The organism is Erwinia plantamica, assembly GCF_043420595.1.
Lineage (GTDB): Bacteria > Pseudomonadota > Gammaproteobacteria > Enterobacterales > Enterobacteriaceae > Erwinia > Erwinia aeris.
Map to the genome: position 1 here is coordinate 106694 of NZ_JBGCUC010000007.1, position 13688 is coordinate 120381.

Consider the following 13688-nt stretch of genomic DNA (forward strand, 5'->3'; position numbering starts at 1 on the left):
ACTGACGATGACCTTTCCCTTTGTTCTTACCGGTTCGCTGTGGCCGCTGGCGCTTATCCAGGCGGCAGGGCTGCTGGCCGTCGCGCCGCTGTTTACCGGCATCAACCGCGTGCTGCGCGCCCGTATGCATAATCGCCAGGGGCCTGGCGTACTGCAGGAGTATCGCGATATCGCCAAACTGTTACAGCGGCAGAGCGTGGCGCCGGCGGCTTCTGGCCCGGCTTTTCGCACTATGCCCTGGCTCCTCACCGGCATCTTGCTGGTCATTGCCAGCGCGCTGCCCGTGGTAACGCTTGCTTCGCCAGCGGCTGGCGCAGGCGATCTCATCACCCTTATTTATCTGTTCGCCCTGGCGCGCTTTGTCTTTGTTATCGCCGGGTTGGATACCGGCAGCCCTTTTACCGGCATCGGAGCCAGCCGGGAAGCCGTGCTGGGCGTGTTGGTCGAACCCATCCTGCTGCTGGGCCTGTGGATAGCCGCGCTGGTGGCCGGTTCGACCGCGCTTAGCGCCATTAGCGCGCAGGTGCTGCACTGGCCGCTTTCGTCCTCGCTGACCCTGCTGCTGGCCGGGCTGGCCTGCGCCTTCGCCACCTATATCGAAATGGGCAAGCTCCCGTTCGATCTGGCCGAAGCCGAGCAGGAGCTGCAGGAAGGCCCGTTGACCGAATATTCCGGCGCGACGCTGGGCGTGCTGAAACTCGGCCTCAGCCTGAAGCAGCTGGTGGTGCTTCAGCTGTTTCTCGGCCTGTTTCTCCCCTTTGGCCTGGCGGCGGAGCCAACGCCGTTCGGCCTGCTGATCGCCACCGCGCTCTGTCTGGCAAAACTGCTGGTTGCCGTGCTGCTGGTGGCGCTCATTGAAAACAGCGTGGCGCGTTTGCGCTTTTTAAACACTTCCCGCACCACCTGGGCGGGATTCGGCCTGGCGTTTCTGGCGCTGGTTTCCTGGCTGATAGCGGGCTGACATTTTTCTTGTCCCGCCACGGCGGGAAGAGGTTTGATAATGAGTGAAGTCACAACGGCATTAAATCAACATCCGGTCGGCCTGCACTATCTGGCGGCGCTGGAAAAACAGTTTCCTGCGGCGCTGCTCTACAGCGAATGGCAGACCGATACGCAGGCCACCGTCACCGTCAGGCTGAACGCGCTGCCGGAGGTCGTGGAGTGGCTCTACTATCAGCAGGGCGGCTGGCTTTCCGTACTGTTTGGCAATGATGAGCGCACGCTGTGCGGCAATTACGCGCTGTATTATGTGCTGTCAATGGAGCAAGGCGTAAAGTGCTGGATCACCGTGCGCGCCGAGGTGGATCCCGTCTCGCTGGAGTTCCCTTCGGTCACGCCGCGCGTCCCGGCGGCCGTCTGGGGCGAGCGCGAAGTGCGCGATATGTATGGCCTGCGCCCGGTCGGCCTGCCGGATGAACGCCGCCTGGTGCTGCCGGATGACTGGCCAGACGATTTGTATCCGCTGCGTAAAGACGCGATGGATTACCGCCAGCGGCCTGCCCCAACGACCGATAACGAAACCTATCCCTTTATCTCTGAAACAAAGGAAGCGAGCACGATTGTGCCAATCGGCCCGCTTCACGTCACTTCTGACGAACCCGGACACTTTCGCCTTTTCGTCGACGGCGAAGACATTATTGACGCCGACTACCGGCTGTTTTACGTGCATCGCGGCATGGAAAAACTGGCCGAAACCCGCATGGGCTACAACGAAGTCACCTTTCTTTCCGATCGCGTCTGCGGCATCTGTGGCTTTACCCACAGCGTGGCGTATACCACCTCGGTTGAAAACGCCATGGGCATTGTGGTGCCGGCGCGCGCGCAGACTATCCGTTCCATTTTGCTGGAGGTTGAACGTCTGCACAGCCATCTGCTGAATCTGGGCCTGGCCTGCCACTTCGTCGGCTTCGATTCCGGCTTTATGCAGTTTTTCCGCGTGCGCGAGCAGTCGATGAAAATGGCGGAAATCCTGACCGGCGCCCGTAAAACCTACGGGATGAACCTGATTGGCGGCCTGCGTCGCGACATTCTGAAAGAGGACATGATCCAGACTATCGCGCTGTCAGCAGGGATGCGCGGCGAGCTGAACGACCTGGTGGATATTCTGCTCAGTACGCCGAATACCGAACAGCGCAGCGTCGGCGTCGGCCTGTTAGACCCGCAGATAGCGCGCGATTTCAGTAACGTCGGCCCGATGATACGCGGCAGCGGCCACCGCCGCGATATGCGGGCGGATCATCCCTATGCCGGCTATGCCAGCCTGCCGTTTACGCTTCACAGCGAAACCGGCAACGACGTCTATTCCCGCCTGAAGGTGCGCATCCACGAAGTGTTTAACTCGCTGAATATGATCGAGTTCGGCCTGCAAAATCTGCCGCAGGGGCCGCTGATGAGCGAAGGCTTTACCTATATTCCCCACCGTTTCGCGCTGGGCTTTGCCGAAGCGCCGCGCGGCGATGACGTGCACTGGAGCATGACCGGCGACAACCAGAAGCTGTTTCGCTGGCGCTGCCGCGCGGCGACCTACGCCAACTGGCCAACGCTGCGCTACATGCTGCGGGGCAATACCGTTTCGGACGCGCCGCTGATTATCGGCAGCCTTGACCCCTGCTATTCCTGCACCGACAGGATGACGGTGGTCGACGTACGTAAGAAAACCACCGTCGTCGTGCCTTACAAAGAGATCGAACGTTACGGCATTGAACGCAAAAACTCGCCGCTTTAAGGAGGGACAACATGTTAAAGCTGATTAAAAAAGTGCTGAAAACCGGTACCGCAACGGTGGCCTATCCGGCAAAACCGCTGGAGATGGCGGCCAACTTTCGCGGCAAACCTCAGTACAACGCGCAGCAGTGTATCGGCTGCGGTGCCTGCGCCAATGCCTGTCCGTCCAACGCGCTGACCATGACGCCGCCAGAAGAAGGCGAGGCGATCCGCTGGTCGCTGTTTTTGGGCCGCTGTATTTTCTGCGCGCGCTGCGAGGAAGTCTGCCCGACGGCCGCCATCAGGCTGTCGCAAGAATTTGAACTGGCGGTATGGCGTAAAGAGGATCTGTTTGAAACCGCTGATTTCCCGGTTTGTCGCTGCCGGGAATGCGGCCATCCCTATGCCGTGCAGAAAGAGATCGACTTCGCGCTTTCTCTGTTACAGGAAAGCGCAGCGCTGAGTGAACGGCAGATTGCTGAACGTCGCGAGCAGTATGAAACCTGTCCGTCCTGCAAGAAAAAGCATCAGCTGCCCGCATCCAGCCGGATAGATATTGGCCGCCATCTGACCCCCGAGGCACAGCTATGAGCCAGATCCTGCACGGGCCACGCGACGAAAACGGGTTGCCGGTGCCCGTTACGCTCGACGAGAGCATCGCCAGCCTGAAAAGCACGCTGTTGAACAACATTCGCCGTTCCGCCTACGTTTATCGGGTTGACTGCGGCGGCTGCAACGGCTGCGAAATAGAGATTTTTGCCGCCATTTCACCGCTGTTCGACGCCGAACGCTTTGGCATCAAGGTAGTTCCTTCCCCGCGTCATGCCGATATTCTGCTGTTTACCGGTGCCGTCACCCGCGCCATGCGCGTGCCTGCGCTGCGGGCCTGGGACGCGGCGCCAGACCCGAAAATCTGTATCTCTTATGGCGCCTGCGGCAACAGCGGCGGCATTTTTCACGACCTTTATTGCGTCTGGGGCGGCACGGACAAGATTGTGCCGGTGGATGTTTATATTCCCGGCTGCCCGCCCACGCCCGCCGCCACTATTTATGGTTTTGCCATGGCGCTTGGCCTGCTCGATCAAAAAATTAAAGGTCAGCAGCACCCTGAGGCGGCTGAACCGGCGGCGTTGCTGCACCCTACGCTGCCGCAGCCGCTGCGGGTATTGCTGGATCGCGAAGCGCGACGCATGGCCGGCTATCGCTATGGTCGCCAGATTGCCGATCGCTTTATGCAGGCGCTGGCCGCGCCCGGCGTGCAGTCCGTAGAACAGCGCGTGGCGGACTGGCTGGATGAGCAGGGCGATCTCCGCCTGGCGGAGATCGTGGGGCATTTACAGCAAATTTATCAGCAGGTTCTGCGCGGGGAGGTTCGCCTGTGAGCACCGAGGTTAACCAACAGCGTTACGCCCGGCATCAGCCGTCGGCCCGCGTCCTGCACGACAAAGTGGTGTTTTACGCTTTGGGCAGCAAATTCGTCGATGAAAAATGCGCGCAGCAGCGTAGCTCGAAGAAAGCCCAAGAGGTGGTTTACTACAGCCTGGCGATTGGTCACCACGTTGGCGTTATCGACTGTCTGCAACCGCAGCTCACCTGCCCGCTTCAAGGCTATCTGCAATGGATTGCCTGCCTGGCGGAAAACAGCGAAGCCCAGCGGAAAATGGCAGGCGTGCGCCGCTTTGGCGAAATCACTATCGACAGCAGTCACACCCATCTGCTGGCCCTGGCGCTGCGCGACGCCCGTGAGCGGATGAGTGCAGAGCAGCAAGCGTGGAGCGATCGCCTGATCGCCCTGCTCCAGCAAATTGAAAACGACCCCGCCATGTACCTGATGGTCAGGAGATACGATGCTTAATTCCTCTTCCCGCTACGCGCTGTTATGCGTGGGCAACAGCATGATGGGCGACGACGGCGCCGGGCCACGCCTGGCCGAACTTTGCGCCGCCGCCCCTTTGCCCGGCTGGACGGTGGTGGATGGCGGAGCCGCGCCGGAAAACGATATTGGCTACCTGCGCGAGCAGCGGCCCGATCGCCTGGTGATTGTGGACGCCACCGACATGGGGCTGGCTCCCGGCGAAATGCGCCTTATCGACGAAAGCGATATCGCCGAAATGTTCGTGATGACCACCCACACGCTGCCGCTCAGCTTTTTAATTCAGCAGCTACGGGAAGCTATTCCGCAGATTACCTTTGTCGGCATCCAGCCCGATGTGGTGGCTTTTTACTATCCCCTTAGCCCAGCGGTCGAGCGGGCGGTTGGCGAGCTTTATCAGCGGCTTCCTCTGCTGGAGACGGGCCTGGGCATCGCGCCTTTTCGCCCGAGGCCAACATGACATAAGTGTCGGGAAAATGACGATACGGCCGACAGACCACAGTCACTCCCCACGAACCCTTATTAACGCATTGAAAATAAATAAGAAAAAATAAACCCTCTGGCTGGAACGCTTTATGCATTACCTCCGCCATAAGGCCGGGATCCGTCGGCCGCTTATTTAATGGAATCAGGAGATTCAGATGAACCGGTTCATCATTGCCGATCCCCAAAAATGTATCGGCTGCCGTACCTGTGAAATCGCCTGCGTGATGGCTCACAGCTTGTCGCAGGATATCTCGCAGCTCAATACCACCACCTTCACGCCGCGTTTGCATGTGATCAAAAGCGTCAACCTCAGTACGCCGGTGCTGTGCCGCCAGTGTGAAGATGCCCCCTGCGCCAACGTCTGTCCGAACGGCGCAATCGTGCGCAGCGGCGACGCAATCCAGGTAATGCAGGAGCACTGCATTGGCTGCAAAACCTGCGTCGTCGCCTGCCCTTATGGCGCGATGGAGGTCGTGGTCAAACCCCTTTTTCGTCAGAACGCGGCGGCGATGACCGCCGTCGCAGATAAAGCCGAAGCGCATAAATGCGATCTGTGTCAGGGCCGTGCAGAAGGCCCAGCCTGTCAGGAAGTCTGTCCGACCAAGGCCTTGCTGACCGTTGACCGCGATCGGCTCAAGGAAATGAACGTAGAAAAACGCCGCCGTGCGGCGCTTGCCAGCACTTCCGGCCTGCTGTTTTAACCCCGGAAAGAGGAAAAATAAGATGAAAAAAGTCACCACCGTCTGTCCTTACTGTGGGGCCGGATGCAAGCTGAACCTGGTCGTGGAAAACAATAAAATTCTCCGTGCCGAAGCCGCCGATGGCGTAACCAATCAGGGCGAGCTGTGCCTGAAAGGCTACTATGGCTGGGATTTTCTCAACGACACTAAACTGCTGACGCCGCGCCTGACGCAGCCGATGATCCGCCGCCAGAAGGGCGGGAAATTCGAAGTAGTCAGCTGGGATGAAGCTATCCGCTATACCGCTAAGCGCCTGAAAGAAATAAAAGAGAAGCACGGCCCGCGCGCGATTATGCATACCGGCTCTTCTCGCGGTACGGGCAACGAAACCAACTATGTCATGCAGAAGTTTGCCCGCGCGGTGATCGGCACCAATAATGTCGACTGCTGCGCCCGCGTTTGTCATGGCCCGTCGGTGGCCGGTTTACAGGCCACGCTCGGCAACGGCGCCATGAGCAATTCCATCAACGATATTGAAAATTCCAAATGCCTGCTGGTGATCGGCTATAACTGTGCGGATTCCCACCCTATCGTGGCCCGCCGCGTAATAAAAGCCAAAGAAAAAGGCGCGCAGATCATTGTCTGCGATCCCCGCCGCATCGAAACCGCCCGTATCGCCGACCAGCATCTGCAAATCAAAAACGGCTGCAATATGGCGCTGGTTAACGCCTTTGCCTACGTGCTGATCGAAGAAGATCTCTACGATCGTGACTACGTGGCGAAATATACGGAAGGATTTGACGAGTACCGTCGCCAGCTGGCCGACTATTCGCCGGAAGCGGTTGCCGAACAGACCGGCGTGTCCGCTCAGCAAATCCGTCAGGCTATGCGCACCTTTGCTGCTGCGCCCTCCGCGACCATTATGTGGGGGATGGGCGTGACGCAGTTTGGTCAGGCTGTCGACGTGGTGAAAGGCCTCGCTGGCCTGGCGCTGCTGACCGGCAATCTGGGCCGTCCGGGCGTGGGCGTCGGCCCGGTGCGCGGGCAAAACAACGTGCAGGGCGCCTGCGATATGGGCGTGCTGCCGAATGAGTTCCCTGGCTATCAGTCGGTGACCGATCCGCAGGTCCGGGCAAAATTTGCCGCAGCCTGGGGTATTGACGTCGAGCGGATGGATGCGGAAATCGGCCATCGCATTACCGAGATCCCGCACCTGGCGCTGGAAGGGCAAGTCAAAGCCTACTACATCATGGGGGAAGATCCGCTACAGACCGAAGCCGATTTAAGCCTGGTGCGCAAGGGGTTTGAGGCGCTGGATTTTGTGGTGGTGCAGGATATCTTTATGACCAAAACCGCCGAGCAGGCTGACGTCATTTTACCCGCCACCTCCTGGGGCGAACACGGCGGCGTATTCTCCTGCGCCGATCGCGGCTTTCAGCGCTTTGAAAAAGCTATCGAACCCAAAGATAACGTTAAGCGTGACTGGGAAATTATCAGCCTGCTGGCAACGGAACTCGGCTATCCGATGCATTACAACGATAACCAGCAAATCTGGGATGAAATGCGCGAACTCTGTCCGCTGTTCTACGGCGCTACCTATGAAAAAATGGGCACGCTGGGACACGTGCAGTGGCCCTGCACCACGCTGGACAGCCCCGGTACGCCTTATCTCTATCAGGACAATCGTTTCACCACGCCAACCGGCAAAGGCCAGCTTTTTGCCGCGCCGTGGCGCGCGCCGGCCGAGGTGCCGGACGCAGATTATCCGCTGGTGCTCTGTACCGTGCGCGAGGTCGGCCACTACTCCTGCCGCTCAATGACCGGCAACTGTTCCGCGCTGCAAACGCTGGCGGATGAGCCGGGTTTTGTGCAGATCAATCCGCAGGATGCGCAGGCGCTGGGCATACGCGATGGGCAACTGGTTTGGGTCGCCTCGCGCCGCGGTAAAGTGATTTCACGCGCTAATCACAACGAGCGTATTAACGTTGGCGCAGTGTATATGACCTATCAATGGTGGATTGGTGCCTGCAACGAACTGACTCAGGAAAACCTTGACCCCATTTCTAAAACGCCGGAAACCAAATACTGCGCGGTAAAGGTGGAGCGGATTGCCGATCAGTCGTGGGCGGAGAACTACGCGCGTCAAACCTACAGCGAGATGAAAGCGCGCCTGCGCAGCGCCGTGGACGATGCGATCCCGATTGCCGTAACCGCTTAAGTTCTGCGCCAACGCGGAACGGGAGCCAGGTGGATATGACATCCCGCATTCCTTCCGCAAGGGTTCAGGCTAATCCGATCCAGGACCGGGCAGCCCGGTCCTTCAGGAGCTGACTATGTCCGATTCAGGAGTGTCCGTGCGCGTCAGCGGCAAAGTGCAGGGCGTCGGCTTTCGGCCTTTTGTCTGGCAGTTAGCCAGGCGGCTACGGCTACGCGGCGAAGTCTGCAACGACAGCGCGGGCGTGGAAATACGCCTGCTTCAGTCTGCCGCCATTCCGCTCTTTATCGAACGACTACGGCACGAGCCGCCGCCGCTGGCGCGTATCGACAGCCTCAGCGTCCAGCCTTATGCCTGGCCGTCTCCGCCGCAGGATTTTACCATTGCGGAAACCCGTCAGGGCCGGATGATGACCCAGGTTGCCCCCGATGCGGCAACCTGCCCCGACTGTCTGGAGGAGGTGCTGCACGCGGGCAACCGTCGTTCAGGCTATGCCTTTACTAACTGTACCCACTGCGGCCCGCGCTTTACGCTCATCCGCACCATGCCCTATGACCGCTCAGGCACCAGCATGGCGGCATTTCGCCTTTGTCCCGCCTGTCGCCGGGAGTATCAGGATCCGGCCGACCGCCGCTTTCATGCCCAGCCTGTCGCCTGCCCGCACTGTGGGCCGCAGCTCTTTGCCACCGGGCAGGATGGCACCACGCTGGCACGGGAAAGCGCCGCGATTGACTATGCCACAGCAGCGCTACTTGCGGGCAAAATTGTGGCGATCAAAGGGCTGGGCGGCTTTCATCTTGCCTGCGATGCTACCCAGCAGCAGGCCGTTATGCGTCTGCGCCAGCGCAAACGGCGACCGGCCAAACCGCTGGCGGTGATGCTGCCGGGCATCGGCTGGCTGGCGCGCTGCGGCAAGAGCGATCGGGCGCGACAGGCGCTGATGCTGTCTGCCGCCGCGCCCATTGTGCTCACGGAAAAAAACGCGACGTCGCCGCTGTGCGCAGCCGTTGCGCCGGGGCTGGATGAAACGGGGCTGATGCTGCCTTTTACGCCGCTGCACCATCTGCTGATGCAGGCCTGCCGGGTGCCGCTGGTGATGACTTCCGGCAACGGCGCCGACCGCGCGCCGGCGCTGACCAACGAAGAGGCGCTGAGCCAGCTTGCTGGCATTGCCGATATCTGGCTGCTGCACGACCGCGATATCATCCAGCGCGCCGATGACTCTCTGGTTCGTCTGGGGCCGCAGGGATTGGAAATACTGCGCCGCGCCCGAGGCTATGTGCCGGATGCCGTCACGCTTCCTCCCGGCCTGACGGCCCGCTCGCCGCTGCTGGCGATGGGCGGCGACCTGAAAAACACCTTCTGCCTGGTGCAGGGCGATCGGGCTATGCTCAGCACGCATTTCGGATCGCTGGCAAACAGCGATATTGCGTGCCAGCGGCAGCAGGCCGTTACCCATTTTCAGCAGCTGTATAACTGCACGCCTACAACGATCGTGCAGGATGCGCATCCTGCTTACGTCGGCAGCCAGCAGAGCGAACGGCCGGTGCTGGAGGTGCTTCATCATCATGCGCATATCGCCGCCTGCCTGGCGGAACATCGCCGGCCGCTGGCGCACGGCCCGGTCATCGGCCTGGCGCTGGACGGGCTGGGCTACGGCGAAAACGGCGCGCTCTGGGGCGGTGAATGCCTGCTGGCAGACTATCACCGCTGTCAGCATCTGGGAGGGTTGCCCGCCGTCGCGCTGCCGGGCGGCGACCGTGCCGCGCGGGAACCCTGGCGCAACCTGTTGGCGCACTGGCTGGCCTTTGTCCCGGACTGGCAGCAGCGGCCAGAGTCTAAGGCGCTGCTGGGCAAGCCCTGGCAGCCGCTTGCGCGCGCGGTGGCCGCTGGCGTTAACTCCCCTTTGGCTTCTTCCTGCGGCCGGTTGTTTGACGCGATAGCCGCCGTGCTCGGCTGCGCGCCTGCCGTGCTTAGTTGGGAAGGAGAAGCCGCCTGCCGCCTGGAGGTTCTGGCCAGGCAGGCAGCAGACATAGCGCATCCCGTTACGCTGCCGCTGCGCCATACGGCAACGGGCACGCGGCTGGACCTGGCGGTGTTCTGGCAGCAATGGCTGGACTGGCAGGCAGCCCCTGCGGCGCGCGCGTTTGCCTTCCATGACGCGCTGGCGCGGGGATTTGCCGCCCTCGCCCATTATCATGCCGGACAAACGGGTCTGGATACCGTCGCGGCTGGCGGCGGCGTCCTGCAATCGCGCCTGCTGCGCCAGCTTTTACAACGCTATTTATCGCCTCTTCATGTGCTGATGCCGCAGCATATTCCCGCTGGCGACGGCGGGCTGGCGCTGGGCCAGGCCGTTATTGCCTGCGCCCGCTTGCACAACGCGGCTCCTCATACTGTTACCAGGGATTGTTATGACTAACTCTGCTTTTTTTTGTACTCATCGCCGGGCTTTCTGGCTGTTAAGCGCCCTGCTGATGGCCAATCTGCTGGCCTGGGGCTGGGCGCTGGTGCTTTTCCGCCACCATGCCACGCTGATTGCGGCGGCCGTGCTTGCCTATGGTTACGGCCTGCGCCATGCGGTAGACGCTGACCACATCGCCGCCATTGATAACGTCACCCGTAAACTGATGCAGCAAAATCAGCGGCCTGTGGCGGTCGGCGCGTTTTTCTCTCTCGGCCATTCCAGCATCGTGGTGCTGGCGTGCGTGGCGATTGCCGCCGCCGCTCTGCTCTCCGGCAGCGAAATCAGCTGGCTGCATCACTATGGCAGCGTTATCGGCACGCTGGTTTCCGCGCTGTTTTTGTTGCTGATGGCGCTGCTGAATACGCTGATCCTGCGTGATGTTTATCACCGTTTTCAGCAGGCGAAACAGAGAAAAACCTTCAGCGATCGGCCTCCCCTGCCGGGCGCTGTAATGAGCAGGCTGTTTGGCCGCGCCTTTACCCTGGTTAATAAAAGCTGGCAGATGTATCTGGTGGGTTTTTTGTTCGGTCTGGGCTTTGATACGGCTACGGAGATCGGCCTGCTGGGCCTCTCTGCGGCAGGCGCTTCCAGCGGGATGTCGGTCTGGAGCATTCTGGTGTTCCCGGCGCTGTTCGCCAGCGGCATGGCGCTGGTGGATTCCCTGGACAATTTTATGATGGTGGGCGCCTATGGCTGGGCGTTTAAGCAGCCGGTACGCAAGCTCTACTACAATATGATGATTACGGCGACCAGCGTGCTGATTGCCTTGCTGATCGGCGGACTGGAAGCGCTGGGATTACTGGCGGATAAGCTCGATTTACACGGCGGGATATGGACAATCGTCAACAATCTGAACGGCAATATGGGCAGCGTCGGCTACCTCTGCGTGGCAATTTTCGTCGCTGCCTGGGGCTTCTCGGTGCTGAACTATCGCCGTAAAAATTATGATGCGCTAAATATTACCCAGCCGTAACCGGGAGCGGCATTGCCGACAGCGGTCGAAAGGCTCGCGCGGTCGGCAATGCTGTGAAAACAACGGCCTCCGCCTCGCCGCTACGCGCTGACCGTAAAGCCAGGCATCATACCGGTATCTTCATGCTCCAGCAGATGACAGTGCGCCATACAGGCCCGGTCCCTGTCCGCAAGATTTTCTAAGCTGCCTGTACGGCAGTGAACTTTTTCCTCTTGATCATCAGAATTACCTCGCCTTTCTAAGCTGCCTGTACGGCAGTGAACTATAAAGCGTTCTTGTTCAACCTCGGGAAGTTTTTCTAAGCTGCCTGTACGGCAGTGAACACCATAGGTGCCGTCGGTTTGTCCGGCTGATTTTTCTAAGCTGCCTGTACGGCAGTGAACCAATTTGCACCACAACGCCGCAGGCCTCGTTTTTTCTAAGCTGCCTGTACGGCAGTGAACCCCGATGACGGAAGACCGCGCACCGTGCAGCTTTTCTAAGCTGCCTGTACGGCAGTGAACAGTTGCATCTTTAGCTTAACCCAATATTTTTTCAGCGAAATTGACCTTAGCCCTGTAAAAACCCTTTTTTCAGCCACGTGATTCAGTGCATTAAAAATCAATCACTTAAGCAAGCCACCAAAAAAAGGGTGCCGTCCGTCAGCCGCTACGCACTGACCGTAAAGCCAAGCATCATGCCGGTATCTTCGTGCTCCAGCAGATGACAGTGCGCCATATAGGCCCGCTCTTTGTCCGCCAGATGGTCAAAGCGCACCAGCACTTCGCTGCGCCAGCCTTCCACCCGAACCGTGTCTTTCCAGCCGCTGCGGTGCGGCGCTGGCGGCTTGCCGTTTTCAGAGATAATACGAAACTGCGTGCCGTGAATATGGAATGGATGCAGCATCTCGTCGCCCTCGCCGGAAATCGTCCACTTTTCCGTCACGCCCTGCTTTACATCGAAAGCGGGTTTGGTCATATCAAAAGCGACCCCGTTGATCTTATTGCCGTTATGAAAATCGTACTGCTCAGGCTGCTGATGCGCCATCGCGTGGTCTGCGCCGCCGTCCATAGCGTGGCCCTGCATTCCCGGCATTGCCGCGTGGTCTACGCCCGTGTCCTCGCCGTCGTGCGCATCGCCGCTCATACCGGCCATCGCCGCGTGGCCGTATCTTTGCATCAATGCCACCATGCCGCGACGATCCAGCTCGGGATCCATCGACAGCTGTAGCCAGCGAGTTTTCAGGTTGGCCTGGGCGGGCAGCGGCGGCACGTCCACCAGCTTATCCGGCAGCGATCCGCTGGCCATCACCCGGAGCGGCTGAATGCTCAGCAGCGGCAGCGGCTGGTTGAAAGGCGCCAGCGACATGCCCATCTGCCGCACCGGCAGCGTCTGCAAATCAAACGGCTTGCCGTCCAGCGTGTCGACCAGCACCTCAAAGCGCTCGCCCGGCATCATCGACAGCTCGGTCACTTTTACCGGCTCGCTCAGCAGGCCGCCGTCGCCGCCAATCACATAAAGCGGGCGCCGATCGCTGGCGGCAATATTCAGCGAGCGGGCGTTACAGCCGTTGAGCAGCCGCAGCCGCAGCCAGCCGCGCGGCACGGCGTGTTGCGGATAAATCGCGCCGTTGGTCAGCATTGTATTGCCAAACCAGCCCACGGCAGCGCTCATCACGTCCAGCTCGTAGTCAATTTTGCTGCCGTCCGCCGACAGTTTTTTATCCTGGAGGATCACCGGAATATCGTCGATGCCCCAGATTTTCGGCAGCAGCAGTTTCTCCGTTGCGTCGTCTTTCAGGATAACCAGACCGGCCAGGCCCTGGGCGACCTGATAGCCGGAGCGGCCATGCTGATGAGGATGGAACCAGCAGGTCGCGCCGGGCTGATCGGGGGTAAAGCTGACGGTGCGCGTGGCGCCGGGGGCAATCTGCGCCTGCGGGCCGCCGTCTACGCCGCCAGGCAGCTCCAGCCCGTGCCAGTGAACCGTGGTGGCTTCCGGCAGCTGATTGCGCAGGTTGATGGTGACCGGCTTGCCGCGCTCCAGCTGGATCGCCGGGCCGAGCAGGCTGCCGTTATAGCCCCAGGTCGGCACCGCTTTATCCAGCCAGCGGGTGCTGCCCTGCTGCGCCGTTACGGTCATCTCGCCACGCGCATCCGGCGTTAATAAGGCCGGAATGGGCAGCGCGGGACGTGGCTGCGCGGCCATCAGCGATCGGCTCCACAGGGGTAGTGCGCTGGCCGCGCCCAGCGCGGTGCTCAGCTTTATAAAATCACGACGTTGCATCAGTCTTCCTCGACCCGGCTCTTATT

The 13688-nt window shown here is 60.3% G+C and carries 11 protein-coding genes and 1 CRISPR repeat array; of the genes, 10 read left to right on the plus strand and 1 reads right to left on the minus strand.

The genetic code is table 11. From position 1 onward, the window contains the following. Positions 1-7 precede the first annotated feature (7 nt). The 10 genes from AB3U87_RS09330 (at position 8) to AB3U87_RS09375 (ending at position 11397) form a co-directional block, all read left to right on the plus strand. Positions 8-961, plus strand: coding sequence for a respiratory chain complex I subunit 1 family protein (locus AB3U87_RS09330; RefSeq protein WP_394148879.1), 954 nt, complete (start codon positions 8-10; stop codon positions 959-961). Positions 962-1000: 39 nt separating this feature from the next. After that, the gene (locus AB3U87_RS09335) at positions 1001-2725 is read left to right on the plus strand and encodes a hydrogenase large subunit (protein ID WP_370734564.1); all 1725 of its coding nucleotides are present in this window, start codon (positions 1001-1003) and stop codon (positions 2723-2725) included. A gap of 11 nt (positions 2726-2736) precedes the next feature. Next, positions 2737-3294 (plus strand): formate hydrogenlyase complex iron-sulfur subunit, encoded by a 558-nt coding sequence (locus tag AB3U87_RS09340; RefSeq protein WP_253455232.1) that lies wholly within the window; start codon positions 2737-2739, stop codon positions 3292-3294. After that, on the plus strand, positions 3291-4085 hold the full coding sequence (locus AB3U87_RS09345; RefSeq protein WP_253455233.1) for an NADH-quinone oxidoreductase subunit B family protein: 795 nt from the start codon (positions 3291-3293) through the stop codon (positions 4083-4085). The genes AB3U87_RS09340 and AB3U87_RS09345 overlap by 4 nt, the downstream gene beginning before the upstream one ends. 53 nt (positions 4086-4138) lie before the next feature. Next, positions 4139-4558, plus strand: a complete 420-nt coding sequence (locus tag AB3U87_RS09350; protein WP_253461112.1) for a formate hydrogenlyase maturation HycH family protein — start codon at positions 4139-4141, stop codon at positions 4556-4558. After that, positions 4551-5036, plus strand: coding sequence for a hydrogenase maturation peptidase HycI (gene hycI, locus AB3U87_RS09355; RefSeq protein WP_253455234.1), 486 nt, complete (start codon positions 4551-4553; stop codon positions 5034-5036). The genes AB3U87_RS09350 and hycI overlap by 8 nt, the downstream gene beginning before the upstream one ends. 181 nt (positions 5037-5217) lie before the next feature. Then, positions 5218-5763, plus strand: coding sequence for an electron transport protein HydN (gene hydN, locus AB3U87_RS09360; RefSeq protein WP_253455235.1), 546 nt, complete (start codon positions 5218-5220; stop codon positions 5761-5763). A 22-nt stretch (positions 5764-5785) separates the two neighbouring features. Next, entirely contained in the window at positions 5786-7960 is a 2175-nt protein-coding gene (fdhF, locus tag AB3U87_RS09365; RefSeq protein WP_253455236.1) for a formate dehydrogenase subunit alpha, read from the plus strand. A 115-nt stretch (positions 7961-8075) separates the two neighbouring features. Further along, positions 8076-10379: a carbamoyltransferase HypF gene (hypF, locus tag AB3U87_RS09370; RefSeq protein WP_394148880.1), complete on the plus strand. Its 2304-nt coding sequence runs from the start codon at positions 8076-8078 to the stop codon at positions 10377-10379. After that, complete coding sequence (locus AB3U87_RS09375; RefSeq protein ID WP_394148881.1) at positions 10372-11397, plus strand: HoxN/HupN/NixA family nickel/cobalt transporter; 1026 nt, start codon at positions 10372-10374, stop codon at positions 11395-11397. Before hypF ends, AB3U87_RS09375 begins: the two co-directional genes overlap by 8 nt. A 175-nt stretch (positions 11398-11572) precedes the next feature. Beyond that, positions 11573-11900: a CRISPR direct-repeat array (repeat unit 28 nt; unit sequence TTTCTAAGCTGCCTGTACGGCAGTGAAC). 145 nt (positions 11901-12045) lie between these two features. On the opposite strand, the gene cueO is transcribed toward AB3U87_RS09375, so the two are convergent. Next, on the minus strand, positions 12046-13662 hold the full coding sequence (cueO, locus tag AB3U87_RS09380; RefSeq protein ID WP_394148882.1) for a multicopper oxidase CueO: 1617 nt from the start codon (positions 13660-13662) through the stop codon (positions 12046-12048). Positions 13663-13688 lie beyond the last annotated feature (26 nt).

Coding starts and splice junctions, on each gene's coding strand:
- AB3U87_RS09330 (WP_394148879.1), top strand. CDS start 8: ATGACCTTTCCCTTTGTTCTTACCGGTTCGCTGTGGCCGCTGGCGCTT.
- cueO (WP_394148882.1), bottom strand. CDS start 13,662: ATGCAACGTCGTGATTTTATAAAGCTGAGCACCGCGCTGGGCGCGGCC.
- fdhF (WP_253455236.1), top strand. CDS start 5,786: ATGAAAAAAGTCACCACCGTCTGTCCTTACTGTGGGGCCGGATGCAAG.
- AB3U87_RS09375 (WP_394148881.1), top strand. CDS start 10,372: ATGACTAACTCTGCTTTTTTTTGTACTCATCGCCGGGCTTTCTGGCTG.
- hypF (WP_394148880.1), top strand. CDS start 8,076: ATGTCCGATTCAGGAGTGTCCGTGCGCGTCAGCGGCAAAGTGCAGGGC.
- AB3U87_RS09335 (WP_370734564.1), top strand. CDS start 1,001: ATGAGTGAAGTCACAACGGCATTAAATCAACATCCGGTCGGCCTGCAC.
- AB3U87_RS09345 (WP_253455233.1), top strand. CDS start 3,291: ATGAGCCAGATCCTGCACGGGCCACGCGACGAAAACGGGTTGCCGGTG.
- AB3U87_RS09340 (WP_253455232.1), top strand. CDS start 2,737: ATGTTAAAGCTGATTAAAAAAGTGCTGAAAACCGGTACCGCAACGGTG.
- hycI (WP_253455234.1), top strand. CDS start 4,551: ATGCTTAATTCCTCTTCCCGCTACGCGCTGTTATGCGTGGGCAACAGC.
- hydN (WP_253455235.1), top strand. CDS start 5,218: ATGAACCGGTTCATCATTGCCGATCCCCAAAAATGTATCGGCTGCCGT.